This is a genomic window from Arthrobacter arnarulunnguaqae (assembly GCF_051262515.1).
Taxonomy (GTDB): Bacteria; Actinomycetota; Actinomycetes; order Actinomycetales; family Micrococcaceae; genus Arthrobacter_N.
This window is the reverse complement of the sequence record NZ_JBIMER010000001.1, coordinates 100,402-125,670: the sequence shown is the minus strand read 5'-3', so window position 1 is coordinate 125,670 and position 25,269 is coordinate 100,402. Positions and strand designations below refer to the sequence as shown.

27 protein-coding genes are annotated in these 25,269 nt (G+C 68.9%); 10 read left to right on the top strand and 17 right to left on the bottom strand.

Going from position 1 to position 25,269, the window contains the following annotated elements:
* Positions 1 to 16 precede the first annotated feature (16 nt).
* From ACHAAJ_RS00540 to ACHAAJ_RS00520, 5 genes are read right to left on the bottom strand one after another with little or no spacing between them, the layout of a single operon-like run.
* On the bottom strand, positions 17 to 493 hold the full coding sequence (locus tag ACHAAJ_RS00540) for an immunity protein CdiI family protein (RefSeq protein ID WP_435725876.1): 477 nt from the start codon (positions 491 to 493) through the stop codon (positions 17 to 19).
* Between the two features lie 47 nt (positions 494 to 540).
* Complete coding sequence (locus ACHAAJ_RS00535; protein ID WP_435725874.1) at positions 541 to 960, bottom strand: universal stress protein; 420 nt, start codon at positions 958 to 960, stop codon at positions 541 to 543.
* On the bottom strand, positions 957 to 2,486 hold the full coding sequence (locus ACHAAJ_RS00530) for a tripartite tricarboxylate transporter permease (protein WP_435725872.1): 1,530 nt from the start codon (positions 2,484 to 2,486) through the stop codon (positions 957 to 959). Before ACHAAJ_RS00530 ends, ACHAAJ_RS00535 begins: the two co-directional genes overlap by 4 nt.
* Positions 2,479 to 2,985 carry a tripartite tricarboxylate transporter TctB family protein gene (locus tag ACHAAJ_RS00525; protein ID WP_435725870.1) on the bottom strand — a complete coding sequence of 169 codons (507 nt, stop codon included), beginning with the start codon at positions 2,983 to 2,985 and terminating at the stop codon, positions 2,479 to 2,481. Before ACHAAJ_RS00525 ends, ACHAAJ_RS00530 begins: the two co-directional genes overlap by 8 nt.
* Before the next feature lie 2 nt (positions 2,986 to 2,987).
* On the bottom strand, positions 2,988 to 3,995 hold the full coding sequence (locus tag ACHAAJ_RS00520; RefSeq protein ID WP_435725869.1) for a Bug family tripartite tricarboxylate transporter substrate binding protein: 1,008 nt from the start codon (positions 3,993 to 3,995) through the stop codon (positions 2,988 to 2,990).
* 188 nt (positions 3,996 to 4,183) lie between these two features.
* On the opposite strand from ACHAAJ_RS00520, the gene ACHAAJ_RS00515 reads away from it, so the two are divergent.
* Both ACHAAJ_RS00515 and ACHAAJ_RS00510 read left to right on the top strand, forming a co-directional pair.
* Positions 4,184 to 5,815, top strand: coding sequence for a sensor histidine kinase (locus ACHAAJ_RS00515; protein ID WP_435725867.1), 1,632 nt, complete (start codon positions 4,184 to 4,186; stop codon positions 5,813 to 5,815).
* Positions 5,812 to 6,516, top strand: coding sequence for a response regulator (locus tag ACHAAJ_RS00510; RefSeq protein ID WP_435725865.1), 705 nt, complete (start codon positions 5,812 to 5,814; stop codon positions 6,514 to 6,516). The genes ACHAAJ_RS00515 and ACHAAJ_RS00510 overlap by 4 nt, the downstream gene beginning before the upstream one ends.
* Here the strand turns inward: ACHAAJ_RS00510 and ACHAAJ_RS00505 are convergent.
* Positions 6,513 to 7,676: an acyl-CoA dehydrogenase family protein gene (locus tag ACHAAJ_RS00505; protein ID WP_435725863.1), complete on the bottom strand. Its 1,164-nt coding sequence runs from the start codon at positions 7,674 to 7,676 to the stop codon at positions 6,513 to 6,515. The genes ACHAAJ_RS00510 and ACHAAJ_RS00505 overlap by 4 nt on opposite strands.
* 127 nt (positions 7,677 to 7,803) lie before the next feature.
* Between ACHAAJ_RS00505 and ACHAAJ_RS00500 the strand changes: the two genes are divergently transcribed.
* Both ACHAAJ_RS00500 and ACHAAJ_RS00495 read left to right on the top strand, forming a co-directional pair.
* Positions 7,804 to 8,412, top strand: coding sequence for a TetR/AcrR family transcriptional regulator (locus ACHAAJ_RS00500; protein ID WP_435725861.1), 609 nt, complete (start codon positions 7,804 to 7,806; stop codon positions 8,410 to 8,412).
* Between the two features lie 19 nt (positions 8,413 to 8,431).
* A complete protein-coding gene (locus ACHAAJ_RS00495) occupies positions 8,432 to 8,914 on the top strand; it encodes a GNAT family N-acetyltransferase (protein WP_435725860.1) in 483 nt (160 codons plus the stop codon).
* A gap of 11 nt (positions 8,915 to 8,925) precedes the next feature.
* On the opposite strand, the gene ACHAAJ_RS00490 is transcribed toward ACHAAJ_RS00495, so the two are convergent.
* The 3 genes from ACHAAJ_RS00490 to pdhA are packed head-to-tail and all read right to left on the bottom strand — an operon-like array spanning position 8,926 to position 12,471.
* Entirely contained in the window at positions 8,926 to 10,335 is a 1,410-nt protein-coding gene (locus tag ACHAAJ_RS00490; RefSeq protein WP_435725858.1) for a dihydrolipoamide acetyltransferase family protein, read from the bottom strand.
* A gap of 4 nt (positions 10,336 to 10,339) precedes the next feature.
* Positions 10,340 to 11,347 carry an alpha-ketoacid dehydrogenase subunit beta gene (locus tag ACHAAJ_RS00485; protein ID WP_435725856.1) on the bottom strand — a complete coding sequence of 336 codons (1,008 nt, stop codon included), beginning with the start codon at positions 11,345 to 11,347 and terminating at the stop codon, positions 10,340 to 10,342.
* Entirely contained in the window at positions 11,344 to 12,471 is a 1,128-nt protein-coding gene (pdhA, locus tag ACHAAJ_RS00480) for a pyruvate dehydrogenase (acetyl-transferring) E1 component subunit alpha (RefSeq protein ID WP_435725854.1), read from the bottom strand. Before pdhA ends, ACHAAJ_RS00485 begins: the two co-directional genes overlap by 4 nt.
* 189 nt (positions 12,472 to 12,660) lie before the next feature.
* On the opposite strand from pdhA, the gene ACHAAJ_RS00475 reads away from it, so the two are divergent.
* Positions 12,661 to 13,140 (top strand): Lrp/AsnC family transcriptional regulator, encoded by a 480-nt coding sequence (locus ACHAAJ_RS00475; protein ID WP_435725853.1) that lies wholly within the window; start codon positions 12,661 to 12,663, stop codon positions 13,138 to 13,140.
* Between the two features lie 114 nt (positions 13,141 to 13,254).
* On the opposite strand, the gene ACHAAJ_RS00470 is transcribed toward ACHAAJ_RS00475, so the two are convergent.
* Both ACHAAJ_RS00470 and ACHAAJ_RS00465 read right to left on the bottom strand, forming a co-directional pair.
* A complete protein-coding gene (locus tag ACHAAJ_RS00470; RefSeq protein ID WP_435725851.1) occupies positions 13,255 to 14,874 on the bottom strand; it encodes a monocarboxylic acid transporter in 1,620 nt (539 codons plus the stop codon).
* A complete protein-coding gene (locus ACHAAJ_RS00465) occupies positions 14,871 to 15,230 on the bottom strand; it encodes a DUF485 domain-containing protein (protein ID WP_435725849.1) in 360 nt (119 codons plus the stop codon). The genes ACHAAJ_RS00470 and ACHAAJ_RS00465 overlap by 4 nt, the downstream gene beginning before the upstream one ends.
* 185 nt (positions 15,231 to 15,415) lie before the next feature.
* On the opposite strand from ACHAAJ_RS00465, the gene ACHAAJ_RS00460 reads away from it, so the two are divergent.
* Genes ACHAAJ_RS00460 through ACHAAJ_RS00445 form a run of 4 tightly spaced genes read left to right on the top strand, consistent with a single transcriptional unit; the run spans position 15,416 to position 19,179 of the window.
* The gene (locus ACHAAJ_RS00460) at positions 15,416 to 16,609 is read left to right on the top strand and encodes a sensor histidine kinase (protein WP_435725847.1); all 1,194 of its coding nucleotides are present in this window, start codon (positions 15,416 to 15,418) and stop codon (positions 16,607 to 16,609) included.
* Between the two features lie 5 nt (positions 16,610 to 16,614).
* Positions 16,615 to 17,331 carry a LytR/AlgR family response regulator transcription factor gene (locus ACHAAJ_RS00455; RefSeq protein ID WP_435725845.1) on the top strand — a complete coding sequence of 239 codons (717 nt, stop codon included), beginning with the start codon at positions 16,615 to 16,617 and terminating at the stop codon, positions 17,329 to 17,331.
* A gap of 10 nt (positions 17,332 to 17,341) precedes the next feature.
* Positions 17,342 to 17,710: a hypothetical protein gene (locus ACHAAJ_RS00450; RefSeq protein ID WP_435725843.1), complete on the top strand. Its 369-nt coding sequence runs from the start codon at positions 17,342 to 17,344 to the stop codon at positions 17,708 to 17,710.
* Positions 17,707 to 19,179 carry a sodium/solute symporter gene (locus ACHAAJ_RS00445; protein WP_435725841.1) on the top strand — a complete coding sequence of 491 codons (1,473 nt, stop codon included), beginning with the start codon at positions 17,707 to 17,709 and terminating at the stop codon, positions 19,177 to 19,179. Before ACHAAJ_RS00450 ends, ACHAAJ_RS00445 begins: the two co-directional genes overlap by 4 nt.
* On the opposite strand, the gene ACHAAJ_RS00440 is transcribed toward ACHAAJ_RS00445, so the two are convergent.
* The 6 genes from ACHAAJ_RS00440 to rpsB form a co-directional block, all read right to left on the bottom strand.
* Positions 19,176 to 19,760 carry a DivIVA domain-containing protein gene (locus tag ACHAAJ_RS00440; RefSeq protein WP_435725840.1) on the bottom strand — a complete coding sequence of 195 codons (585 nt, stop codon included), beginning with the start codon at positions 19,758 to 19,760 and terminating at the stop codon, positions 19,176 to 19,178. The two genes, ACHAAJ_RS00445 and ACHAAJ_RS00440, sit on opposite strands and share 4 nt — an antisense overlap.
* Positions 19,761 to 19,865: 105 nt before the next feature.
* Positions 19,866 to 20,801, bottom strand: coding sequence for a phosphatidate cytidylyltransferase (locus tag ACHAAJ_RS00435; RefSeq protein ID WP_435725838.1), 936 nt, complete (start codon positions 20,799 to 20,801; stop codon positions 19,866 to 19,868).
* Positions 20,801 to 21,322, bottom strand: a complete 522-nt coding sequence (frr, locus tag ACHAAJ_RS00430) for a ribosome recycling factor (RefSeq protein ID WP_435726219.1) — start codon at positions 21,320 to 21,322, stop codon at positions 20,801 to 20,803. Before frr ends, ACHAAJ_RS00435 begins: the two co-directional genes overlap by 1 nt.
* A 117-nt stretch (positions 21,323 to 21,439) precedes the next feature.
* Positions 21,440 to 22,192, bottom strand: coding sequence for a UMP kinase (pyrH, locus tag ACHAAJ_RS00425; protein WP_435725837.1), 753 nt, complete (start codon positions 22,190 to 22,192; stop codon positions 21,440 to 21,442).
* Positions 22,193 to 22,301: 109 nt separating this feature from the next.
* On the bottom strand, positions 22,302 to 23,141 hold the full coding sequence (gene tsf, locus ACHAAJ_RS00420; protein ID WP_435725835.1) for a translation elongation factor Ts: 840 nt from the start codon (positions 23,139 to 23,141) through the stop codon (positions 22,302 to 22,304).
* 114 nt (positions 23,142 to 23,255) lie between these two features.
* Entirely contained in the window at positions 23,256 to 24,239 is a 984-nt protein-coding gene (gene rpsB, locus ACHAAJ_RS00415; RefSeq protein ID WP_435725833.1) for a 30S ribosomal protein S2, read from the bottom strand.
* Between the two features lie 464 nt (positions 24,240 to 24,703).
* Between rpsB and ACHAAJ_RS00410 the strand changes: the two genes are divergently transcribed.
* Positions 24,704 to 25,249, top strand: a complete 546-nt coding sequence (locus tag ACHAAJ_RS00410) for a murein hydrolase activator EnvC family protein (RefSeq protein WP_435725832.1) — start codon at positions 24,704 to 24,706, stop codon at positions 25,247 to 25,249.
* Positions 25,250 to 25,269: the final 20 nt, after the last annotated feature.

Genomic DNA, 25,269 nt, shown 5'->3' with positions numbered 1-25,269 from the left:
CCCGGGGCGGTCCGCCTCACGCGCCCGGCTGCTCGAAGGGGTGGTGGAGCATCCAGCGGATCCGCGCGGACACGGCGGGGTTCCGGGCCGGGGCGTTGCAATGGAACATTTCCGGATCGGCGAGGGACCGCCGGGTCCCCTCCGCGACCGTGGCGTCGTCCCACGCGTTGGCGCCGCCGGCGGTTCCGGCCGCGAATTCGACGGCCACGGTTCGTCCCAGGTGTTCCGCCAGCAGGAGCGCCACGAGGACCCCTTCGGCGCGGTGGCGGTTGACGACGGTGGCGGGAGGGAACCCCGTGGATTCCCACCCGCCGGCGTGGTACGTCCGCTCCCATGCCCGCATCCGGCGTTCCAGGTCCTCGGGCATCCCGAGTTCGGCGTACCCGACCGCGTCCCAGGCCCATACGGGGCTTTCGCCGTGGTCCACGAACAGCCGGACGTAGGGCACCGACTCGATGGTCGTGTAGGTCGAATCCAGGCCTTCGTCTTCCATCCGGCAAGTCTCGCAGACCCACCCGCCGCCCGCGGAGGGGAGCGCTCCTACGCCTTGACCGCCAGCACGGGGCAGTCGGCGTCGAGGATGATCCGCTGCGCGTCCGAACCCAGGATGAGCTTCCCCACGGGCGTCCGCCGCCGGATGCCGACGACGACCAGCTCGGCCCCCGTTTCCTCCGCGGCGTCCAGCACGTCCTCGGAGGCCAGTTGCGACGAGGTGAAGTGCCGGACCTCGAAGTCCACGCCGCCGGCCCGCAGCGCGGCGTCGAGCTCCTCCATCGCCGTCGCGTGGGCGTAGTTCGGGTCCACGTGCCGGTCCGCCCGCGTGGTGTTGAGCACCAGCAGGCGCGCGCCACGGCGCCGGCACTCCCCGATGGCGGCCGCCAGGGCCGCGAGGCCGATCTTGCTGGGCACGTACCCGAGCACCACCGTCCTGCCGGTCGGCGTCCGCCGCGCCGCGCTCATGCCGCCATCTCGAGGGTTTCGGATTCCATGGCCTTCTGCTTCCTTTTGATCCAGTACGACGCCGCGAACAGCAGAGCAAGCGCCGTGTAGACGAACCACGTGAACGGTGTGGAGACTAGCGCGGTGAGGTCGTTCTGCGAGATCTGCAGCGACCGGCGCAGCTGGACCTCGAACATCGGGCCGAGGATCATCGCCACCACCATGGGCGCCACCGGGTAGCCGTAGCGCCTCATGAAGAACCCGAGGATGCCCACCGCCAGCAGGATCACGAGGTCCATGGTCGCGAAGTTCACCGAGTACGCGCCGAGTCCCGCGAACACGAGGATCCCCGAGTAGAGGTACGGCCGCGGGATCTGCAGGATCTTCACCCACAGTCCCACCAGCGGAAGGTTGAGCACCAGCAGCATCACGTTGCCTATGTACAGGCTGGCGATGAGCGCCCACACCAGGGCGGCGTTCGTCTCCATCAGGAGCGGTCCTGGCTGGATCTGGTAGCGCTGGAAGGCGGTGAGCATCATGGCGGCGGTCGCCGTCGTGGGGATGCCCAACGTCAGCAGCGGCACCAGGACGCCGGCGGCGGCCGCGTTGTTGGCCGCCTCGGGACCGGCGACGCCCTCGATGGCGCCACGGCCGAACTCCTTGCGGTTCTTGCCCTTGGCCAGTTTCCGCTCGGCCGCGTAGGACAGGAAGGTGGAGACGTCCGCTCCGCCGGCCGGCACGGTGCCGATCGGGAAGCCGATGAACGTGCCGCGCAGCCACGGCTTCCAGGAGCGGCCCCAGTCGTCGCGGGTCATCCAGCCGGCTCCCTTGGCCTTGCCCACGGACATGACCTCCACGGGGCCGCGGCGCAGGCGCCCCGCCACGTAGAGCGCCTCGCCGAGCGCGAACAGGCCGACGGCGACGAGGACGACGTCGATTCCGTCCGCGAGGCCCGGAATGCCCATCGTGTAGCGCTGTTGGGCCGTGGTGTCGTCCACGCCGACGAGCCCGATGAACAGGCCGAGCGTCAGCGAGGCCATGCCGCGCAGGACCGACGCCCCGAGCAGCGCGCCGATGGTTAGGAACGCGACGATCATCAGGGCCACGAAGTCCACGGGCCCCAGGTTGATGGCGTATTCCACGATGATCGGCGCCAGGAACGTCAGCAGCACGGTGGCGATGGTTCCGGCGACGAAGGATCCGACGGCGGCCGTCGCCAGCGCGGCGGCGCCGCGTCCCGCCTTGGCCATCTTGTTGCCCTCGAGCGCGGTGACGATCGAGGCGGATTCGCCGGGTGTGTTGAGCAGGATGGACGTTGTCGATCCTCCGTACATGCCGCCGTAGTAGATGCCCGCGAAGACGATCAGGGCGGCGGTGGGTTCCAGCGAGTACGTGATCGGCATCAGCAGCGCCACGGTCATGGCGGGGCCGATGCCGGGCAGGACGCCGACGGCGGTGCCCACGAAGACGCCGAACAGCGCGTACAGCAGGAAAATGGGCTGCGCTGCGGTGGCGAAGCCCTCCAGGAGCAGGTTCAGGTTATCCATTGAGGATGTCGATTCCTTCCAACAGCGGGCCCGGGGGCAGTGAGACGCCCAGCAGGCCGCCGAAGAGGTACTGCAGGAGCAGTGAGAGGACGACGGCGATCAACACCGAGCGCCAGAAGGGCTTGGCTCCCAGCGTCCACGCGCCCCCCGCGAACAGCACGGCCGCCGCGACCGGCCATCCGGCCGGCCCGATCAGCAGGATGTGCACGACGACGAAGCCCACGAGCTTGCCGATCGTCAACCAGTCGATCGACGCGTCGGCGTCGACGTCCTCGCCCTCCTCGGCGGCGCCGAGGCGGCCGCGGAGCGCCTGGAAGACCAGTCCCGCCCCCACGGCCGCCAGCGCCCCGCTCACGATGTACGGGAACGCGCGCGGGCCCATTCCGGTCTCCAGCTCGGGGACCTCGATGGCCCCGGCGAGCATGAACCCGGCGATGCCGAGGACGACGAAGACCAGCGCGAAGAGCACCTCACCGAGATTCTTCTGCGTGGTCTCCACGGCTACTTGACCAGACCGATGTCGGACAGCGTGGTCTTGACCTTGGCGATGTCCTCCGTGAGGAACTCGTCGAACTCGTCCCCGGCAAGGAACGCGTCGTCCCAGTTGTTGGTCTCCAAGGTGTTCTTCCAGTCTTCGGTGCCGTGCATGGAGGTCACCAGTTCGGTAAGCTTGTCCGCCTGCGCCTCGTCGATGTTTCCGGAGGCGACGACGCCGCGCCAGTTGGTGAGGACAACGTCGATGCCCTGTTCCGTCAGTGGCGCGACACCCGGGAGCGCCGGCGCCTCGGCCTCGCCGGACACCGCCAGGGCGCGGACCTTGCCCGCCTTGACCTGCTCGGCGTACTCCCCGACGCCGGAGATGCCGGCCTGGACCTTGTTGCCCAGGAGCGCGGCCAGGGACTCGCCGCCGCCCGAGTATCCGATGTAGTTCAGCTGGTCGGGCGAAATGCCCTGCTGCTGGAGGATCTGTCCCATCAGGATGTGGTCCGCGCCGCCGGCGGAGCCGCCGGTGACGGCGACGCCCTTGCCCTTGGCCTCGATGTCCGCGACCAGGTCCGCCGTGGTCTGGTAGGGGCTGTCGGCGGGCACGACGAGAACCAGCGGCTCCTCCGTCAGGCGGGCGATCGGCGTCGTGTCCTCGATGCGGCTCTCCGACTTGTTCGTCTCCACGGAGCCGACCAGCACGTAGCCCATGACCATCAGCGTGTTCGGGTCCTTCTCCGTGGCCAGCTTCGCCAGGCCGTTGGTGCCGCCGGCGCCACCGACGTTCTGCACCTGCGCCGAACCGACCAGGTCGTTTTCCTGCAGGTCCTTCTGCATCGAGCGTCCGGTCTGGTCCCAGCCGCCGCCCGGGTTGGCCGGGACGATGATGTTCAGCTTGTCGACCTGGCCGTCCGCCGAAGCCGCCTCGTCGGCGGAGCCGCCGCAGGCGGACAGCGCGAGAACGACGGCGGCCGCGGTGACGGCCAGGGCGGTGCGGCGGGCGGCGGGGGTGATGGCGTTGTTCATGGATCTTCCTCGATCTGTGGGTGCGTCATGCCGGAGTGACGATCGTCACTCCGAACTTCGATTCACACTAGGAAGCTCTCCGACCGGGCGGAAGCATGTGGTGATACTGGAGGTATTGGTCGTATTGGTCGCACCGAGGACGCCCGGGAAGACGCGCCGTGAGCTGTGTCACGTGACAGAATCGTTCGGTGCTCCGAACCGTTACCCTCCGCAGCCAGCTGCTGCTGCTCCAGGTCGCCATCATGCTTCTGGTGATCGGCGTGGCAGGCGTCGTCGCCGCCACGCTGCAGGCCGAAGGCATCCGCGAGGCCCACCGGGAACGCATGGTCGGCGTCGCCGGGTCCGTCGCGCGCCTTCCCTCGGTCGTGGAGGCGTACGACGATGCCGACCCGGCCCAGGCGATCCAACCCATCGCCGAGCTGATCCGGCAGGCCACCAACGTCACCTACGTCGTCGTGACCGACGCCGACGGGATCCGCTACTCCCACCCCGTCCCCGGCCGCATCGGCGAACGCGTGTCCACCGACCCCTCGGTGCCGTTGTCCGGAGAAACCTTCGTCGGAACGGAAACCGGCACACTCGGTTCCTCGTGGCGCGTGAAGGTTCCGGTCCGCGGCGACCGGGAGGAGATCATCGGCAGCGTGTCCGTCGGCATCCTGGAAAGCGAGATCACCGACGACCTGATGGAGGCCCTGCCCGTGCTCGCGGCCTGGCTGGCCGTGGCCGCAGTCGTCGGCGGGGCCGGGGCCTTCTACGTGTCGCGGCTCGTCTGGTTGCGGATCCACCGACAGGAACCGGAGCAGATCGCCGAGCTCCTCACCGCCCGCGACGCCATGCTGCACGGCATCGGCGAAGGCGTGGTGGCAACGGACTCGACCGGACGGGTGACCCTGGTCAACGACGAAGCCACGCGCCTGCTGGGGCTCGGCGGTGACGCCGCCGGACGCCCCGCCCGCGACATCCTCGAGGCGTCCGTGGCCCGCGTCCTGGACGACGCCGACGGCTCGGCGGAACTGGTCCTCGCCGGCGAGCGCGTACTCGTCGCGAAGGCCACGGCCGGCGTCGTGGGCGGCCGGAGCGTCGGCGGCATGCTCATCCTGCGCGACCACACCGAACTGCACCGGGCCCTCGGCGAGCTCACCGGCGAGCGCGACACCACGCAGGCGCTCCGCGCGCAGGCGCACGAGCATTCGAACCGCATGCACGTCATCTCCGGGCTGCTCGAGCTGGGACAGACGGAGCAGGCCGTCGACTTCATCGGACGGATGGACGCCGGCGGCGCGTTGTGGGGCAACGGCGCCCTCGCCGGCATCACCGATCCCGAGGTCACGGCGCTGCTCCTGGCGAAGACGGTGATCGGGCGCGAGAAGGACATCGAGGTGGCGGTGGACCCGGAGTCCGCCTACGCGCCGGGGGATGCCCGCATGACGGCGGACCTGGTGACGATTCTGGGCAACCTCGTGGACAACGCGCTGGAGGCGGTGGGCCACGACGGTCGCATCGAGGTGCTGGTCGCGTCGGACGACGACGGCGCCGTGGTCGTCGAGGTGCACGACGACGGGCCCGGGATCGCCGCCGGGCTCGGCGGCCCGGTCTGGGGTCTCGGCGTCAGCGGCAAGGCGGAGCGTCCCGGAGCCGCCGGGGGACGCGGCATCGGCCTGGCGCTGGTGCGCCGCGTGGTGGACCGGCGGGCCGGGACCGCAGACGCCGGGGCCTCCGAGATGGGCGGTGCCTGCTTCGCCCTGCGGCTCCCATCCGGCGCGCCCGCGGCGACGCCGTCCCGCAGCAGAACCCCTCCAACGGCGGGAGCACCGACGTGATTCGCGCACTGATCATCGACGACGACCCCGCGGTGGCCGGACTGCACGAGGGTTTCCTCATGGCCCACGGCGGGTTCGAGGTGGTCGGGACGGCGCACACCGGCGAGGACGGGCTCGCCCTGCTGCACGAGCTCCGGCCGGACCTGGTCCTGCTGGACATCCACCTGCCCGGCATCAGCGGGATCGAGGTGCTGCGCCGGCTACGCGGCGCGGACACCCCCGCCGTCGACGTCTTCGCGATCACGGCCTCGCGGGAGCTCGAGACCGTGCGGGCGGCGCTCGCCGGCGGCGTGGTCCAGTACCTCGTCAAGCCGTTCACGGCGCGCGAATTCCGCGGGCGGCTCGACGAGTACGCGGCGCACCGCAGCGACCTCGCCGCGCATCTGGCGACCGAACGGGACCTGGACCAGGCCGCCATCGACCGGCTCCGCGCCAGGAGCGTACCCGCGCGTTCGGCGCCGTCCGCTCCCGCGGCATCCCTGCCCAAGGGGCTCTCCGCGGCGACGCTGGCCGCCGTCGTCGCGGATCTCCGCGACCTGGGGGCCGACACCTCCGCCGCGGAGCTGGCCGCGCGGCTGGGCATGGCCCGGGTGAGTGCGCGCAGGTACCTGGAGCACCTGGTCGCGACGGGGCACGCGCGGCTCGCGCCGCGGTACGGGACCGCCGGCCGGCCGGAGAACCGCTACGCCTGGATCGGCTAGAGGCCGAGTTCGCGCGCGATCAGCATCAGCTGCACCTCCGTGGTGCCCTCGCCCACCTCGAGGATCTTGGAATCCCGGTAGTGGCGGGACACCAGGAACTCGTTCATGAAGCCGTATCCGCCGAAGACCTGCGTGGCGTCGCGGGCGTTGTCCATGGCGGCCTCGCCGGCAACCATCTTCGCGATGGCGGCCTCGGTCTTGAACGGCTTGCCCGCCAGCATCTTCGACGCCGCGCCGTAGTAGGCCAGGCGGGCGGTGTGGGCGCGGGCCTGCATCCTCGCGATCTTGAACTGGATGGCCTGGTAGCTGCCGATGTTGCGGCCGAAGGCGGTGCGCTCCTTCGCGTAGCGGACGGACTCGTCGACACATCCCTGCGCGGCTCCCGTGGCCAACGCCGCGATCGCGATGCGGCCCTCGTCCAGGATGGAGAGGAAGTTCGCGTAGCCGCGCCCGCGCTCCCCCAGGAGGTTCTCCTCCGGGACCCGAACGTCCTTCAGCGTCAACGGATGGGTGTCCGAGGCGTTCCACCCGACCTTGTTGTAGGCCTTCTCGGCGCGGAATCCGGGAGTCCCGGCCGGAACGAGAATCGTGGAAATCTCCTTCTTCACGGACCCGTCCGCGCGCTCGGAGGTCCCCGTGACCGCGGTGACGGTGACGTGCTGGGTGATGTCGGTGCCGGAGTTCGTGATGAATTCCTTGTTGCCGTTGACCACCCACTGCCCGTTCTCCAGCCGCGCGGTGGTCCGGGTGCCTCCGGCGTCGGACCCGGCCTCGGGCTCCGTCAGCCCGAAGCCGGCCAGCGACTTGCCGGAAGCGAGCTCCGGAAGCCACTTCTCCTTCTGCGCCTGCGTGCCGAACCGGTAGACCGGCATGGCGCCCAGGGAGACCCCGGCCTCGAGCGTGATCGCCACGGACTGATCGACCCGGCCCAACTGCTCCAAGGCCAGCGCCAGCGCGAAGTAGTCCCCGCCCATTCCGCCGAATTCCTCCGAGAACGGCAGGCCGAACAGGCCCATCTCGCCCATTTGGGCGACCACCTCGTACGGGAAACTGTGTTCCTCGTCGTGTTTGGCGGAGACCGGGGAAACCACCTGGTCGGCAAAGTCGCGGACGGTGTCCACCAGATCCTGGTATTCGTCCTCGAGCTCAAAATTTGGCATGGCGGGTTTCCTCCGGTGGCGCGAATGACTCGGTTAGTGTTCATTAACCGAAATCGACGTTAGTGTTCGTTAACCGAAATGTCCAGCGAATCATGTGATACCCGCCCCGGCGGGAGACGGGGGTGCCATGACCGCCCGCCAGCCCTTCCCCAGCGGCCGAAGCCAGGCCAAGGCGACCCGCCGCACCACGCTGCTTGCCGAGGCCGCGCGCCTGTTCGCCCTCCACGGCTACCGCGGAGTCTCGATCGAGGACCTCGGCGCCGCCTCCGGCATCAGCGGCCCGGCGGTCTACCGGCATTTCCCGGGCAAGGCCGCCGTGCTGGGAGCGCTGCTGGTGGGCGTCAGCGAGGACCTTTTGGAGGGGGGCCGGCGCGTGGTGTCCGACGGCGGCAACCCCTCCGACACGCTGTGGCGCCTGGTGGGGTTCCACGCGGACTTCGCCCTGGGCAACCCCGACGTCATTCGGGTGCATGACCGCGAGCTGTCCAGCCTCGCGGACGACGACGGGGCGTCCGTCCGCCGTCTCCAACGCGCGTACATCGACGTGTGGGCCGAGCAGTTTCTGGCGTTGCATCCCGCCGAGGACCTGGCCGCGGCCCGCTTCCGCGCGCAGGCCGTGTTCGGACTGATGAACTCCACCCGGCACTCGGCGGCCCGCGGCGAGGGACCCCCCGCGCCACTCAGGGCGCGCCTGACCTCGATGGCGTTCGCGGCCGCGTGCGCCCCGGTAGGGTAGGAAGCGGAACAGTGTTGTTATGAGAGAGGTTTTTGCCGTGAAGCTACGCCCCGTTGAGCCCCAGGACCTGGACTGGTTCTTCGCGCACCAGCAGGATCCCGAGGCCAACCAGATGGCCGCGTTCACGGCGAAAAACCCGGCGGACCGGGGGGTCTTCGACCACCACTGGGGTTTGATCCTCAGCGACCCGGAAATCTCCGTGCGAACCATCGAACACGACGGCAAGGTGGTTGGATCCGTCCTCGCCTACCCGAACGAGGGCTTCCCGGAAATCAGTTTCTGGACCGACAAGGACTATTGGGGCCAGGGCGTCACGACCAGCGCCGTCGACGCCTTCCTGCGCGAATTCGCCCAGCGCCCGATCCGCGCCCGCGTCGTCACCGACAACATCGGCTCCCAAAAGGTACTGGAGCGACGCGGCTTCACGGTCATCGACGAGGTGCAGGGATTCGCCAACGCCCGCGCGGCCGTCGTCAAGGAATTCATCATGGAGCTCTCCTAGCCCCATCCGCCCTAGATCATGGCGATCAGCATGCCCGGATCCGCCAGCATCGTTCCGACGTCCGCCAGGAACCGCGAGCCCTGCTCGCCGTCAACCAGCCGGTGGTCGAAGGACAGGCTCAACGTCATCACCTGGCGCAGCGCGATCCCGTCCAAGTGCTCCCACGGCGTGCGCCGGACCTGGCCAATGGCCAGGATGGCCGCCTCTCCCGGGTTGAGGATCGGCGTTCCCGCATCGATGCCGAAGACGCCCACGTTGGTGATGGAGATGGTGCCGCCCGACAGGTCCGCGGGCGAGGTCTTGCCGGCCCTCGCGGTTTCGGCCAGGGTCGCCAGGGACCGTCCCATGCCCGCGAGATCCAGCGACTGCGCGTCCTTGATGTTGGGAACCGTCAGCCCGCGGGGCGTCGCGGCGGCGATGCCCAGGTTGACGTAGTTCAGCTGGACGATTTCCTGAGCGGCCTCGTCCCACCGCGAGTTCAGCGACGGCGTGCGCTCCAGCGCGAAGCAGACGGCCTTGGACACGATCGTCAACGGGGTGAGCTTGATGCCAGCGAAGAGCCGGTTGGCCCTCAGCCGTTCGAGTAACTCCATGGTCGGCGTCACGTCCACCGTCAGGAACTCGGTGGCGTGCGGGGCCGTGAAGGCGCTGGAGACCATCGCGGCGGCCGTGTGCTTGCGGACGCCACGGATGGCCGTCCGGACCTCCCGCGGCTGGTTGCCCAGCGTCCGCACGTGTGGAGCGTCCTCCGGCGTCGCGCGGCCAGGCGTTCCCGCGACGCGACCGGGTGCCGCCGCACCCCCGCGCTCCGGGCCGACCGCACCGCCGGCGGCGGCGACGTTACCGGACGCCAGGACGTCCTCTCGTGTGATCAGTCCGCGCGGTCCCGTGCCCTCGATCCGGTCCAGTTCGATGCCCAAGTCCCGCGCCAGCTTGCGGACCGGCGGCGTGGAACGGGGGCGATCCGCCGTCGTGCCCCCGGCGGTCGATGCGGGCTCCGCCGCGGCCGCGGCCGCGGGCGCCGGCGCCGGTTCCGGCGTGGACGTCGACGCCACCGCCGTCGCGCGTTGCCTGCGGGCGGGCCTGCCGGACTTCTCGACGGCGGCGCCGTACCCCACCAGGTTCGGCTCCCGCTTCTGTTCCGGTTCCGCGTCCGCGTCGGCGTCCGACGGGGCCTCGCCACCGGGAACCTCGAAGGAAACGATCGGGTTGCCCACCTCCACGACGGTTCCGGGCAATTCGTGGAGCTCGGCGATGGTCCCGGCATACGGCGAGGGAAGCTCGACGACGGCTTTGGCCGTCTCCACGTCGGCGATCACCTGATTGAGCGTGACGACGTCGCCAACTGCCACGTGCCACGCGAGGATTTCCGACTCGGTGAGGCCTTCGCCCAGGTCGGGAAGCTTGAATACCTTCAACACGGCGCTAGCCTTCCAGTGAGCTAAGGGAGTTCGGACGTCCAAGGGCGCGGTCGACGCCGTCGAGGATGCGGTCGAGGTCGGGCAGGTGGTGCATCTCCAGTTTCGAGGCTGGATAGGGGATGTCGAAGCCGGTGACGCGCACCGGCGCGTGTTCCAGGAAGTCGAAGCAGCGTTCGGTGAGACTTGCCGCCAGCTCGGCTCCGAGTCCGCCATGCTGGCCGGCCTCGTGCGTGATCACCAGCCGCCCCGTTCTGCGCAGGGACGCCTCCAGCGGCGCGAAGTCCACCGGGGAGAGCGACCGGAGGTCGATGACCTCCACGGAAACGCCTTCGTCGGCGGCGGCGACCGCCGCGGTGAGCGCCGTTTTGACCAGCGGCCCGTATGCCACGAGCGTGACGTCGTTCCCCGGGGCCGCGACCCGTGCGGAACCCATCGGCAGCGCGGACGCCAGGGAGTCCAGATCGACGTCGCCCTTCTCGTGGTAGCGCCGCTTCGGCTCGAAGTAGACCACCGGGTCGTCGCAGGAGATCGCCTGCTGGATCAGCGTGAACGCATCCTGGGGGTTGGACGGGCTGACCACACGCAGTCCGGCCGTGTGGGCGAAATAGGCCTCCGGCGACTCCGAATGGTGCTCGGGCGATCCGATGCCGCCCCCGAAGGGGATGCGGATGGTCAGCGGCATGTGTACCTGGCCGCGCGTACGGTAATGGAGCTTCGCGATTTGGCTGACGATCTGGTCGAACGCCGGGTAGACGAATCCGTCGAACTGGATCTCGACGACCGGGCGGAAGCCGCGGTAGGCCATACCGATCGCGGTGCCGACGATGCCCGATTCCGCCAACGGCGTGTCGATCACCCGGTGTTCGCCGAAGTCCTTCTGCAGTCCGTCGGTGACGCGAAAGACTCCCCCGAGCTTGCCGATGTCCTCGCCCATCAGGACCACCTTGGGGTCGCCCTCCATGGACTGCCTCAGACCGGTGTTGATGGCCTTCCCAAACGCCATGGCGCTCATCGCGCGTCTCCTTCCGCGGCGGGGGCGCCGGCAAACTGCTCCAGGTACAGGGAATAGTGCTGTTTCTGCCGCTCCAGCCACGTGTTGGGAGTCGCGTACACGTGTTCGAAGACGTCCATCGGTTCGGGGTCGAGCATGGCGATCACGCCCGCGCGGAGTTTCGCGGCAACCTCGTCCGCCCGGCGCGACGCGGCACCGTTGAACTCCTCCGGGTCCAGGCCCAGCGCCGTCAGGTGCGCCTCGAGCCGGTCGATGGGATCCTTGGCCCGCCAGTCCTCGAGTTCGTTGGCGTCGCGGTAGCGCGTCGGGTCGTCGGCGGTCGTGTGCGGACCCATGCGGTATGTGACGGCCTCGATGAATGTCGGGCCGTTGCCGGAGCGTGCCCTATCGAGCGCCTGGCGCGTGGCCGCGAGGCAGGCCAGGACATCGTTCCCGTCGACGCGGATGCCCGGGATGCCGAAACCGGCCGCGCGGTCCACGATCCGGGTGTGCGTCTGCAAAGACACGGGCTCGGAGATGGCCCAGTGGTTGTTCTGGCAGAAGAACACGACCGGAGCCTGGTAGCTGGCCGCGAAGACCAGTGCCTCGTTCACGTCCCCCTGGCTGGTCGCGCCGTCCCCGAAGTAGGTGATCGCGGCCTCCTCGCCGCCGTCGAACTTGATGCCCATGGCGTAGCCGGCGGCGTGCAATGTTTGCGCGCCGATGATGATCTGCGGCGTGGCCATATTCAGCTCGAACGGATCCCAGCCGCTGGCGGCGTTCCCGCGCCAGACACGCAGGATGTCCTCCGCGTCCACTCCCCGGCAGAAGGCGACGCCGTTCTCGCGGTAGGAGGAAAACACGAAGTCGCTCTCGCGCAACGCGCGCCCGGAGCCGATCTGCGCGGCCTCCTGACCGAGCAGCGGGGGCCACAGCGCGAGTTCGCCCTGGCGCTGCAGCGCCGTCGCCTCCGTGTCGATCCGCCGGACGGCGACCATATCCGTGTAGAGGGCCGCCAGCGCGGGCGCGTCGATGTCCTCCACCCACGGGTCGAGGTCCGGGTGGGACGTCCGCTCGCCGGACGGGGAAATCAGTTGCGCCGGACCGCCGCCCCGAACGGTCGAAGCTGCCTCGTGCAGGGACATGTGGTGGGCCCTTGTCTCTCGATTGTTCACCGCCCGCGGCTTGTGGCCGCGAGCGCCGGACGGTACCGCGATACGTCGTCGCGGCTTGATGTGACCCTACTCACAGGAGGATCGACGCACAACCTAGCGCACCGAAACTCATCACTATGCACTATTTCGGGGTATCCGACGGTGCTAAAGTTGCGCACTATGCACGCATTGGATGACACCGACCTTCGACTCCTTGACGCCCTGGCCCTCGACCCCAAGGCCACCGTCCTGTCGCTGGCGCAGCAACTGGGCATCTCGCGGAACACCGTCCAAGCGCGCACGTTGCGCCTCGAGAACCGCGGAGCGTTCCTCCCCTTCGAGCGCAGGGTCAATCCCACCGCGCTCGGATACCCGATCACCAGCTTCGTCCACATCCATGTCCAGCAGCGGCTCCTCGGCGACATCGTCTCGTCGCTGAGCGAGATACCCGAGGTCGTGGAGGCCCACGGCCTCACGGGCAGCGCCGACATACTCGCGCGCGTGGTCGCCCGCGATGCGGAGGACCTGTTCCGTGTCAACGGCACCATCCTGCACATCGACGGCGTCGACCGCGCGGACACGTCCATCTCGATGGCGGAGCTGATTCCGCACCGCATGCGGCCGTTGCTGGCCACCGAAGCGACGCCCCGCTCCGCCTGAGGACCGGTCCGGGGCCGGCCGGAACCCCCGTGTCCACAACGACGGAACCCCCGCGGCGCAAGGTATGCGCCGCGGGGGTTCCGAAGGTGGTGCGCCGGATGGCGCCGTACCGCCCTAGTGGTCGACGGCCTTCTCGGCGCCGACGCCGGTGAGCGAACGGACCTCCATCTCGGCCTGCTTCACCGGATCCTCCGTGCGCTTGTCCAGGACCGTGCCCAGCCAGCCCAGGAGGAACGCGAGCGGGATCGAGACCAGGCCCGGGTTCTTCAGCGGGAAGATCGCGAAGTCAGCCCCCGGGATCATGGCCGTCTCATTGCCGGACATGACCGGCGAGAAGACGATCAGGAGCAGGGCGGAGGCAAGCCCGCCGTACATGGACCAGACCGCGCCCTGGGTGCTGAACTTCTTCCAGAACAGCGAGTACAGGATGGTCGGCAGGTTCGCGGAGGCCGCCACCGCGAAGGCCAGCGCCACCAGGAAGGCAACGTTCTGACCCTGGGCGCCGATGCCGCCTGCGATCGCCAGGATGCCGATCACGATGACCGTGCGGCGGGCGACCTTCACTTCCTTCTCCGGAGTGGTCTTGCCCTTGGCGATGACGTTCGCGTAGATGTCGTGGGCGAACGACGCCGCCGCCGTGATCGTGAGGCCGGCGACCACCGCCAGGATGGTGGCGAAGGCGACCGCCGAAATCACGCCGAGCAGTAGCGATCCGCCGAGTTCGAACGCGAGCAACGGAGCCGCGGAGTTCACGCCGCCCGGGGCCGCGTTGATCCGATCCGCGCCGATCAGCGCTCCGGCGCCGTAGCCGAGGACCAGAGTGAACAGGTAGAACGCGCCGATGAGCCAGATGGCCCACACGACTGACCTGCGGGCCTCTTTGGCGGTCGGAACCGTGTAGAAGCGCATCAGGACGTGCGGAAGTCCGGCGGTGCCGAGAACCAGCGCCAGGCCGAGCGAGAGGAAGTCCAGCTTCGTGATCGAGCTGGCCCCGTACTGCAGGCCCGGGTTCAGGATGGCCTCGGTGCCGGCCGACGCGACGGCGTCGCCCAGCAGCGCGGAGAGGTTGAAGCCGTAGATGGCCAGGACCCACACGGTCATCACGAACGCGCCGGCGATCAGCAGGCAGGCCTTGATGATCTGGACCCAGGTGGTGCCCTTCATCCCGCCGACCAGTACGTAGAGGATCATCAGTCCGCCGACGACGGTGATGACCAGGGACTGCCCGAGTCGGTCGTCGATGCCGAGCAGCAGCGAGACCAGCGCACCGGCTCCGGCCATCTGCGCCAGAAGGTAGAACAGGCAGACGGCGAGTGTGGTGGTCGCCGCGGCGATGCGGATGGGGCGCTGCTTGAGGCGGAACGAGAGCACGTCGGCCATGGTGAACTTGCCCGTGTTGCGCAGGAGCTCGGCGACGAGCAGCAGGGCCACGAGCCAGGCCACGAGGAAACCGATGGAATAGAGGAACCCGTCGTATCCGTTGATGGCGATCGCGCCGACGATGCCCAGGAAGGATGCCGCCGAGAGGTAGTCGCCCGCGATGGCGGTGCCGTTCTGGCCGCCGGTGAAGGAGCGTCCGCCGGCGTAGTAATCCGCCGCCGTCTTGTTGTTCTTGCTGGCGCGCAGCACGACGACGAGCGTCACGCCAACGAACAGCGCGAAGATCAGGATGTTGACTAGGGGGTCGCCGACCTTGGTGGATTCGGCGGCCGCCGCGATTGGGGTGACGTTCACTGGTTTGCCTCCGGGGTGCCGATTTGCGCTTCCAGCCGGTGGCGGATCGCGGTGGCCTTGGGATCGAGCCTGCGGTTCGCGAAGGACACGTACAGCCCCGTGATCACGAACGTGGACACGAACTGCAGCAAGCCCAGCAACAGGCCGATGTTGACGTTGCCGAAGACCTTGATGGACATGAACTCCGGCAGGTACGCGGCCATGAGGACATAAACGAAATACCAGACCAGGAACACGATGGCCATGGGAAATACGAAACTGCGGTGCGTGCGGCGGAGCTCGGTGAACTCTTCGCTGTTCTGGACCTCCGTGAAGTCCTCGATCGGACCGACGTCCGATGGTGGGGTGTTGCCCATGCTTCCTCCTTGTGGGGTGGCACAATCCGCCCGGGCGGCTAGTGACTTGAATCACCATCCTTCATGCGGCGCCCCGCTGTGAAGATCCTCGCGGGCGCGTCGTGCCGAGCGGTGCCCCTCCTGCGACGAACGGTTGGGCCGGGCCGACGAATGGCGCGGCCCCGCCCGCGGTCTACTGTGGTGCCATGATGTCCACCGCCTTGGAAACCACCCTGATCGCGGCCATCGTCATGGTCGCCATCGCAGTGGTCGGTTTCGTCGGCTACCGGATCTTCCGCTCGTCGCGCGATCTGGGAACCGACGCCGACAGGGCCACCTACGAGACGCTGCACACCGTTTCGCGGGCGGCCCCCCACCTCGCCAGCGGCCTGACGCGCGAGGGGGCCGCCGGGGCCAGCCGTCACCTCCGGGGCCTGCTGGCCTGCGACGGGCTGGCCATGACGGACACGACTGCGGTGCTCTCCGAGGACGGCTCCCTCCCGCCGGATCCACTCATGGGACTCGCCGCGAACGCGCTGGCCTCCGGCCGCACCCAACTGCACCACCTCGACGGATGGGACGCCGTGTTCGCGCCGGTCGTCGTCCAGGACCGCACGGTGGGGACGGTCGTCGCGGTGGCGCGCCGGGCGGACGCGGGCCTGCTCCGCGCGACAACGGAGGTGGCGGCCTGGGTGGCGGCCCAGGTCGGCTTGGCGGAACTTGACGAATCGCGGGCGCTGCTCATGGAAGCCGAGGTCCGCGCGCTGCGCGCGCAGATCAGCCCGCACTTCATCTACAACAGCCTCAACGCGATCGCGTCCTTCATCACCACCGACCCCCAGCGGGCTCGCCAGCTCGTGGTGGAATTCGCCGACTTCACCCGCTATTCCTTCCGCCGGCACGGCGACTTCACGACCCTGGCCGAGGAACTGCAGTCGATCGACCGCTACCTCCTGCTGGAGAAGGCCCGCTTCGGCGACCGGATCAGGGTCTCCCTGGCGATCGCCCCGGAGGTCCTCGGCACGGTCATCCCGTTCCTGTCCCTGCAGCCGCTTGTGGAGAACGCGGTGCGGCACGGGCTGGAGGGAAAGGCCGACGGTGGCCTCGTCACCCTCACGGCGCGGGACAGTGGGGAATTCGCGGAGATCACGGTGGAGGACGACGGCGTGGGCATCGACCCCGACGCGCTACGGTCCGTGCTGGCCGGCACGACGGAAGGCGTCCACGTGGGGCTGCGCAACGTCGACGTGCGGCTGCGGCAGGTCTACGGCGACGAGCACGGGCTGGTGATCGAGACGGCGCCCGGCGCCGGCACCCTGATCACGTTGCGGGTGCCGAAATTCCAGCCGGGCAACACCACGGGTCCGCCGCGGGGCGCCAGCCGGCACGCCATAGACTAGGGCGCATGATCAATGTGGTTGTCGCCGACGACGAGCTCCCGGCAGTCGCCGAACTGGCGTATCTGCTCGCGCAAGACGACCGCGTGGGCCAGATCCACCGCGCGACTTCGGGCGCCGAGGCACTCCGCGCACTCGAGGAGTTCCCGGTGGACGCGTTGTTCCTCGACATCCACATGCCCGCCCTCTCCGGCCTGGACATCGCCCGGACCATCTCGCGCTTCAGCCGGCCCCCCGCCGTCGTCTTCGTGACCGCCGACGAGGCGCAGGCCCTCGAGGCGTTCGAGCTGGCCGCCGTCGACTACGTCCTGAAACCGATCCGGCCCGAGCGCCTGGCGGAATCGGTGCGCCGCGTCTGCGAGTTGATGGAGGACGACGGCGCGAAGCCGGAGGTCGTCACCGTGGACCAGGGCGGCGTCACGAAGATGATCCGCCGGGACGACATCCGCTACGTCCAGGCGCAGGGCGACTACGCGCGGCTCCACACGGCCGACGCGAGCTACCTGATCAGGGTGCCGCTCAACGACCTGGAGCAGCAGTGGGCCTCCGCCGGCTATATCCGCATCCACCGCAGCTACCTGGTGGCCATGGAACACATCGACCGGGTCCAGCTGCGGACGGGTCGGGCCTCCGTGGTGGTCGCCGGAACGGAACTTCCCGTCAGCCGCCGCGCACTGCCGTACCTCCGCGAGCGGCTCGCCGCAAACCGGGTCCGCCCGCTGTGATCGGATCGCCGTGACCGCAGACCGCGTTCCGCCGCGCAGGGTCAGGGTCGTGGCCCCGGACGGCGCCGGGCTGCGGCCCTCCCGCCGCGATCCCGCCGATCCCGCCGATCCCGTGGATTCGTTCTACGTGCGCTCGCTCATCCGGTCGCAGCTGCGTCTGGCGCTCTCCGTCGCGATCGGGTTCCTGGTCCTGTTGGTGGGTCTCGCGGTCCTCGTCGGGACATGGCCGGAAATCAACGCCTCGCGGATCGCCACCGTGCCCCTGCCGTGGCTGGTCATGGGTCTGGGCGTCTACCCCATCATCCTGCTCGGCGCGTTCCTGTTCACCCGGGCCGCGCAACGCAACGAGGACCGCTACCGGGACGTGTCCGGCCGATGAACCCGACCACCGCGCTCGCAGCGGTCATCGCCGTCACGGCCGTCACCGTCCTGATCGCCTTCAACGGCCTGCGCATCTCCCGCACCACCGGCGACTTCTACGTGGCCTCGCGCACCGTCAAGCCCTGGTGGAACGCCTCCGCCATCGGCGGCGAGTACCTGTCGGCGGCCAGCTTCCTGGGCGTCGCCGGCCTGATCGTGGTCTCCGGGCAGGACGCACTGTGGTTCCCGATCGGCTACACGGCCGGATACCTGATGCTGCTCCTGTTCGTCGCCGCGCCGCTGCGCCGCTCCGGGGCGTACACCCTGCCCGACTTCGCCCAGATCCGGCTGGGCGGACGCGCGGCGCGGCACGCCACCAGCGTCCTGGTCGTCGTCGTCGGTTGGCTGTACATCGTTCCGCAACTGCACGGGGCGGCACTGACGCTCGGCATCACCACCTCGCTGCCGTCTTGGCTGGGGGCGCTTCTGGTCATGGTGGTCGTGTGCCTGACCGTCCTCGCGGGCGGGATGCGATCCATCACCTTCGTGCAGGCCTTCCAGTTCTGGCTGAAGCTCCTCGCGCTGGCGGTGCCCACCGCCTTCATCCTCATCCACCTGGGGATCGCCGGGGAGTCCCCGACCGCCAACGGGCAGGCCTTCGACGCCCCGGTAGCCCCGATAGAGGACGCCGGCATCTACCGCAACATCTCGTTGATCGTCGCGCTGCTGTTCGGCACGCTGGGTCTGCCGCACGTCCTGGTGCGCTTCTACACCAATCCGGACGGACCCTCCGCCCGGCGGACGACGGCGATCGTCATCGGGCTCCTGAGCCTGTTCTACCTTTTCCCGACCATCCTCGGCGTCCTGGGGCGCACCTACACGCCGGAGCTGGCCGCGGCCGGCAACGCGGACGCGACGATCCTTCTGCTCCCCGGACGGATCGTGGGCGGCACCGCCGGCGAAGCACTCTCGGCCGTCGTGGTCGGCGGCGCCTTCGCTGCCTTCCTGTCCACCACGTCCGGCCTCGTGGTCTCCCTGGCGGGCGTCATCAGCCAGGGGCTGTTCCGCGGCACGGTCCGTGGATTCCGGATCTCGACCGTCATGGCGTGCGTGGTCCCGCTGCTGCTCGCGCTCGGCACAAGCACGTTCGCCCTGGCCGGGGCCATCGGGTCGGTGTTTGCCTTCACCGCCTCGACCATCTGCCCGTTGCTGCTGCTGGGGATCTGGTGGCGGGGGCTGACCGCTCGCGGCGCGGTGGCCGGAATGGCTGCGGGCGCCGTGTCCTGCGGTACGGCGCTGGCGGTCGGCGGCATCCTGCCGGAGACTTCGGGCCTGATCCACGAGCTGTTGTCGCAGCCGGCGGCGTGGACCGTTCCGCTGGCGTTCCTCACCATGTTCACGGTGTCGCGCGCTTCGGGCGGCGGCCAAAGCACGCGAAAACGCGTGGACGCCGTGATGGCCAGCCTCCACGCGCCGGAAACGCCCTAGTCGATCGACGCCATCAGTTCGACGACCCGGTCCAGGAACGCGTCCACCTGGCTTTCCTCGTAGCCGTCCTGCCCCTTGGCCTCGCGGAACACCACGCGGCGGACGGTGTCCACGCTCATGGGGGTGTCGTGTTCGAAGTAGTCCAGCAGCTGCTCGCACAACTCGTCGACGTCCTCGACGTTGTAGCTGGGTGCGCCGCGGCGGGTGGGGCGGCGAAAGCGCTCGCCCGGCGCGCGGTGCAGGCGTCCGCGTAGGATCGCGGACAGGCGGCCGACCTGTTGCAGCCACGCGTCCTCGCCCTCTTCCTCGATCAGCGCATCCCGCTCCCGCTGGGCGAACACGTCCTCGAGGCGGTCGAGCGCGGTGTCCACCTCCCGCGCGTCGTAGCCGCCCTTTTGCGGTTCGAAGGCGGTGCGGCGGACGAGGTGGCTCGTGACGACGCTCTCGTCGTCGCCGGTGCCGTTGAAGGTGGCCCGGGCCCTGGCCAGGAAGTGGTCCACCTGCTTGGTGCTGTAGCCGAATTCCTGTGGAGCCACCCTCTCGAAGGGCGTCTGGGTTGTCTGCGCGTGGTCCTGGCTCAAAGCGATATCCTCAACTCCGGCGTTGTGCACCGATGTAATCATGACGATGGGGCGACCGCCTGGGCACGCCGCTCCCCCATCCTACCTAGTCGTGTGGCAAAGACCCTAGACTGCGCCGGGCAGCAGCAGAACGAACAGGATGTAGGCGACGGGAGATGCAAAGACGATGGAATCCAGCCGGTCCATGAAACCGCCGTGCCCGGGCAGCAGCGTACTCATGTCCTTGATGCCGAGCTCCCGCTTGACCATCGACTCCGAGAGGTCACCCACCGTGGCCGCCGCCACCGTCGCCATCGCCAGCGGCACGCCGACCCACCACGGCTGGCCGAGCAGCCAGACGCTGGCCAGAACGCCGACGACGACGGCGCCGGCCACGGATCCGGCGAATCCCTCCCAGGACTTCTTCGGACTGATTTTCGGGGCCATGGGATGCTTGCCGAGAAAGGCCCCCACGAGGTAGCCGAACGTGTCGTTCGCGACGACCAGCAACAACAACGTGGCGACCTTGAGCGGCCCGTCCGCCTCGTTGAACAGCAGGATCGAGAAACTGAGCAGGAACGGCACCCAAAGCGCGACGAACACCGACGCGAGGACCGACCGGGTGGCGCCGCCGCCGCCTTCGATGACGCGCCACAGCAGCACCAGCAGCAGCGACCCGGCGAGGGCGAAACCCAACGCCTCGGGGCCGCCGTAATAGGCGGAGAACGGCATGGAGATCGCCCCCACCGCCAGGGGCACGAGCGGAAGGTCCACCTTGGACTCAGCCAGCGCCCGGCCGACCTCCCAGCTGCCCAGGACGCCGAACAGGGTCACGATCACCACGAAGGCCAGCGGGAACAGCAGCAGCCCCGCGAGGACGCCGACCAGCAATACCAGTCCGACGGCGATCGCCGCCGGCAGGTCGCGGCCGGCGCGCGATGTGGGCGCCGCCTGCCTCAGTGACCGCCGGGAGAAGCTGTCGGGGCCGTTAGCCCCCGCCTGCGGCTTCGGCGTGGGCCCCGGGTTGGGCTCCCCCGCGTCGGGCGGCGTGGAGTTGGGCATTAGACTTCCAGCAGCTCGGATTCCTTGCGCTTGAGCAGCTCGTCGATCGAGTCGACGTGCTTCTTGGTCAACGCGTCGAGCTCCTTCTCGCCGCGGGACCCGTCGTCCTCGCCGACGTCGCCGTCCTTCACCATCTTGTCCAGCATGTCCTTGGCCTTGCGGCGGTGGTTCCGGATCGCGACCTTGGCGTCCTCACCCTTGCCCTTGACGATCTTGACGTATTCCTTCCGTCGCTCCTGCGTCAGCTCGGGGATCGTCACGCGGATCAACTTGCCGTCGTTCGACGGGTTGGCACCCACTTCCGAGTCGCTCAGGGCCTTCTCGATGGCGCGGAGGGCGGTGACGTCGTAGGGGGTGATGAGGATGGTGCGGGCGTCCGGCACGCCGAAGGACGCCAGTTGCTGCAGCGGCGTCGGCGAACCGTAGTAGTCAACCATGACCTTCGAATACAGCCCCGGGTTCGCCCGCCCCGTACGGATGGTCGCGAAGTCCTCCTTGGCGGCCTCGATGGTCCGCTCCATCTTCTCGGCCACGTCCTGCAGCGTTTCGTCGATCACTTGCTTCTCCTTAGTCTCCGGGGCCTCGCCGAGGCCGTCCGGCCGGTTCTCCGACTCTCAAAACATCCTATGTCACGGGCACTAGACGGTGACGAAGGTACCCATTTCCTCGCCCAGGATGGCGCGCGTGACGTTGCCCTCGCCCTGCATGCCGAAGACCATCATCTCCAACCCGTTGTCCTTGCACATGGTCATCGCGGTCTGGTCCATCACACGGATGTCCTGGATCAGCGCCTCGTCGTAGGTCAGGCGGTCCAGCTTCACGGCGTTGGGGTCCTTCTTCGGATCGGCCGTGTAGACGCCGTCCACGCCGCTCTTGGCCATCAGCACGACGTCGGCGCGCACCTCGAGCGCACGCTGGGCCGCGACCGTGTCGGTGGAGAAGTACGGAAGTCCGGCGCCGGCGCCGAAGATCACGACGCGGTCCTTCTCGAGGTGGCGGATGGCGCGGCGGGGGATGTAGGCCTCGGCGACCTGGGCCATGCTGATCGCGGACTGGACGCGCGTTTCGACGCCGGCCTGCTCGAGGAAGTCCTGCAGGGCCAGGCAGTTCATGACGGTGCCCAGCATGCCCATGTAGTCCGCGCGCGACCGGTCCATCCCCGATTGGGACAGTTCGGCGCCACGGAAGAAGTTGCCGCCGCCGACGACGATGGCCGTCTCGACCTGCCCCACGGTCTTGGCGATCTGCTCGGCGACGCCGCGCACCGTCACGGGGTCGACACCGAGCTTGCCGCCGCCGAACACCTCGCCCGAGAGCTTGAGCAATACGCGGCGACGGGGCGCCCGCTCAAGCGATTCGGGTGCGCGGGACGAATGTTCGGTGGCTACCATGGTGACTCCTCAAACTGGAACGAAAGGGCAGGAAAAAGGGGCGGCCACCCGTGGTGGCCACCCCCTTTGCCTTCGTCGGCGGTCGGATACGCGCCGCCGTCGTGTGTTGCTAGGCTCCTACGCGGAAGCGGGCGAAGGCAGTGGCCTTCACGCCCGCCTCCTCCAGAACCTTACCAACGGACTTCTTTGCGTCTTTCGCGAAGGACTGGTCGACGAGGACGCCCTCCTTGAAGAAGCCAGTGAGGCGTCCCTCGACGATCTTCGTCAGCGCGGCCTCGGGCTTGCCCTCGGCGCGTGCCGTCTCGTCGGCGATGCGACGTTCGTTCTCGACGGTCTCTGCCGGAACCTCGTCGCGCGTCAGGTAGGTCGGTGCCATCGCGGCGGTGTGCACGGCGACGTCGTGCGCGACGGTCGCGGCGGCCTCGTCCGTTCCGTCGACGGCCAGCAGGACGCCGACCTGCGCCGGAAGGTCCTTGGAGGTCTTGTGCAGGTACGCGTCGACGGCTCCACCCTCGACGCGTGCCAGGCGGCGGACGACGACCTTCTCGCCCAGGACCGCACCCTCTTCGGTGACGTAGTCCGCGAGGCTCTTGCCCTCGACGTCGACGGCCAGGAGGCTCTCCAGGTCGGCGGCGGCGGATTCGACCGCGATCCCAAGGACCTTGTCGGCCAGCGCGATGAACTTCTCGTTCTTCGCGACGAAATCCGTCTCGCAGTTGACCTCGACCATGACCCCGACGTTGCCGCCGACGATCTTGGCGGCCACGAGGCCCTCAGCGGTCGAACGGCCTTCTCGCTTCGTGGCGCCCTTGAGGCCCTTGATGCGAATCAGTTCCATGGCCTTGTCGGCGTCGCCGTTGGCCTCGTCGAGTGCCTTCTTGACGTCCATCATGCCAGCGCCGGTGCGCTCGCGAAGGGCCTTGATGTCAGCGGCGGTGTAGTTCGCCATGTGCAACCCCATTCTCAGTGGTTCTTAGTTGTCTAGCCGAACGGCCCGCTTAAGGCGCGTCCGGTCAACCGAGCCGGCGGACCTTGCGGCCCGCCGGTCCGGAAACTCGGATGGTTACTTGGCGTCCTCGGCCGGAGCCTCGGTTGCCGCCTCGGCCGGAGCCTCTTCGGTCTTGGCTTCCTCGGCCGGGGCCTCGGTTGCGGCGGCTTCGGTTGCCGGAGCCTCTTCGGTCTTGGCTTCCTCGGCCGGGGCCTCCGTTGCGGCGGCTTCGGTTGCCGGAGCCTCTTCGGTCTTGGCTTCCTCGGCCGGGGCCTCCGTTGCGGCGGTCTCGGTGGTGCCCTCGAGCAGTTCGCGCTCCCACTCGGCCAGCGGCTCGGCCGCCGCGTCGGTGTTGCCCGACGCCTTGTTGTTGCGGGCGATGAGACCCTCGGCAACGGCGTCGGCGATGACGCGGGTCAGCAGGTTGACGGAGCGGATGGCGTCGTCGTTGCCCGGGATCGGGAAGTCGACCTCATCCGGATCGCAGTTGGTGTCCAGGATGGCGACCACGGGGATGCCAAGCTTCTGGGCCTCGTCAACGGCGAGGTGCTCCTTCTTGGTGTCGACGATCCAGATCAGCGAGGGGGTCTTCGTCAGGTTGCGGATACCGCCCAGGTTGGTCTGCAGCTTGGTGAGCTCGCGGCGGAGCAGCAGCAGTTCCTTCTTGGTGTGGCCCGAGCCGGCGACGTCGTCGAAGTTGATTTCCTCGAGTTCCTTCATGCGCTGGACGCGCTTGGCCACGGTCTGGAAGTTGGTGAGCATGCCGCCGAGCCAACGCTGGTTGACGTAGGGCTGGTTCACGCGGGTCGCCTGGTCGGCGATCGCTTCCTGTGCCTGCTTCTTCGTGCCGACGAACAGCACGGTTCCGCCGTGGGCAACGGTGGCCTTGGTGAACTCGTAGGCGCGGTCGATGTAGGACAGCGACTGCTGGAGGTCGATGATGTAGATGCCGTTGCGCTCAGTGAAGATGAAGCGCTTCATCTTCGGGTTCCAGCGACGGGTCTGGTGGCCAAAGTGGACGCCGCTGTCGAGCAGCTGGCGCATGGTTACGACGGGCATGTCGCAACTCCTTCCGGCAGTAGCGGGCCGGCCCTCGCGGGCCGCGGTAACTGCCTATTGTTTCGGTTGTTGGCGATTCACCCGGGTTGGATGGCGCCCCTGGCATCGTCCGCCGGTTGCCCGGCCCCCGCCACCACCGGATTTCCGGACCGTGGACAGCGTGGTCCACCCCACGGTCCGCCACAGGCGGATGGGGGTGGATGCGCGATGCGCGAAGTCAGCTTCATGTCCGATGGTCCGGGCATGGATCATCGACGCACAGAACTGCGGTTACAAGTGTACTACAGCCCGGGCGCGGTTCCGCCCGTACGGCTCCCCCTCCACAGGGCCTCCTGCGGCGCTGTCCTCCACCGTTGCCGACTGGCGGGTTTCGGCGCCGGCGTCCCGGGACACGATGGATGCCTCAAGCGGAAGGAATCGAAATGGAATGGATCGGCTCGGCACTTCGGACGAGGACTCCCGCCATGACCCGTGCCGTCGCGCTGGCGACGACACTGGTCCTACCGTTGGCCGCGGGGTCCGCCATGGGGCCACCCGCCGCGCCGTCCGGGGGAATCGCTTCGGCGCCCGCACCGGGATGGACCTGGCCCGTGTCCGGCGGGCCCGGCGGCGCGCCGCGGGTGCTCGAGCCGTTCGATCCCCCGCGCGAGCGATGGCTTGCCGGACACCGGGGCGCGGACCTCGAGTCCGGTTCCGGGGCCGAGGTGCTGGCGCCCGCCGGCGGAATCGTCGCCTTCGTGGGAACCGTGGTGGACCGCCCGGTTCTCACGATCGACCATGGGGACGGGCTGGTGTCCAGCTTCGAGCCCGTCACGGCCTCGTTTCCGGCGGGCGCGGCCGTCACGGCGGGCCAGGCCGTCGGGATCGCGGCCACAGGCGGCCATTGCTCGGGGCGGTGCATCCATTGGGGACTCCGGCTGCACGGGGAGTACATCGACCCGCTCAACACCGTCACAGACCGCCGCCCGTCGGTGCTGCTGCCGGTTCCGCGCGACGGACCTTCCGGCTAGGCGGCGGCTCCGTGGCGGCA

What these genes read in the sequence shown, in the direction of transcription:
- ACHAAJ_RS00495 (WP_435725860.1), top strand. Translation starts at nt 8,432, where the DNA reads ATGAGAGAGGTTTTTGCCGTGAAGCTACGCCCCGTTGAGCCCCAGGAC.
- rpsB (WP_435725833.1), bottom strand. Translation starts at nt 24,239, where the DNA reads ATGCCCGTCGTAACCATGCGCCAGCTGCTCGACAGCGGCGTCCACTTT.
- ACHAAJ_RS00460 (WP_435725847.1), top strand. Translation starts at nt 15,416, where the DNA reads ATGATGTCCACCGCCTTGGAAACCACCCTGATCGCGGCCATCGTCATG.
- ACHAAJ_RS00485 (WP_435725856.1), bottom strand. Translation starts at nt 11,347, where the DNA reads ATGAGCGCCATGGCGTTTGGGAAGGCCATCAACACCGGTCTGAGGCAG.
- ACHAAJ_RS00500 (WP_435725861.1), top strand. Translation starts at nt 7,804, where the DNA reads ATGACCGCCCGCCAGCCCTTCCCCAGCGGCCGAAGCCAGGCCAAGGCG.
- ACHAAJ_RS00455 (WP_435725845.1), top strand. Translation starts at nt 16,615, where the DNA reads ATGATCAATGTGGTTGTCGCCGACGACGAGCTCCCGGCAGTCGCCGAA.
- ACHAAJ_RS00435 (WP_435725838.1), bottom strand. Translation starts at nt 20,801, where the DNA reads ATGCCCAACTCCACGCCGCCCGACGCGGGGGAGCCCAACCCGGGGCCC.
- ACHAAJ_RS00520 (WP_435725869.1), bottom strand. Translation starts at nt 3,995, where the DNA reads ATGAACAACGCCATCACCCCCGCCGCCCGCCGCACCGCCCTGGCCGTC.
- ACHAAJ_RS00410 (WP_435725832.1), top strand. Translation starts at nt 24,704, where the DNA reads ATGACCCGTGCCGTCGCGCTGGCGACGACACTGGTCCTACCGTTGGCC.
- ACHAAJ_RS00535 (WP_435725874.1), bottom strand. Translation starts at nt 960, where the DNA reads ATGAGCGCGGCGCGGCGGACGCCGACCGGCAGGACGGTGGTGCTCGGG.
- pyrH (WP_435725837.1), bottom strand. Translation starts at nt 22,192, where the DNA reads ATGGTAGCCACCGAACATTCGTCCCGCGCACCCGAATCGCTTGAGCGG.
- tsf (WP_435725835.1), bottom strand. Translation starts at nt 23,141, where the DNA reads ATGGCGAACTACACCGCCGCTGACATCAAGGCCCTTCGCGAGCGCACC.
- ACHAAJ_RS00465 (WP_435725849.1), bottom strand. Translation starts at nt 15,230, where the DNA reads ATGGGCAACACCCCACCATCGGACGTCGGTCCGATCGAGGACTTCACG.
- ACHAAJ_RS00540 (WP_435725876.1), bottom strand. Translation starts at nt 493, where the DNA reads ATGGAAGACGAAGGCCTGGATTCGACCTACACGACCATCGAGTCGGTG.
- pdhA (WP_435725854.1), bottom strand. Translation starts at nt 12,471, where the DNA reads ATGTCCCTGCACGAGGCAGCTTCGACCGTTCGGGGCGGCGGTCCGGCG.
- ACHAAJ_RS00505 (WP_435725863.1), bottom strand. Translation starts at nt 7,676, where the DNA reads ATGCCAAATTTTGAGCTCGAGGACGAATACCAGGATCTGGTGGACACC.
- ACHAAJ_RS00475 (WP_435725853.1), top strand. Translation starts at nt 12,661, where the DNA reads ATGCACGCATTGGATGACACCGACCTTCGACTCCTTGACGCCCTGGCC.
- ACHAAJ_RS00530 (WP_435725872.1), bottom strand. Translation starts at nt 2,486, where the DNA reads ATGGATAACCTGAACCTGCTCCTGGAGGGCTTCGCCACCGCAGCGCAG.
- frr (WP_435726219.1), bottom strand. Translation starts at nt 21,322, where the DNA reads ATGGAGCGGACCATCGAGGCCGCCAAGGAGGACTTCGCGACCATCCGT.
- ACHAAJ_RS00445 (WP_435725841.1), top strand. Translation starts at nt 17,707, where the DNA reads ATGAACCCGACCACCGCGCTCGCAGCGGTCATCGCCGTCACGGCCGTC.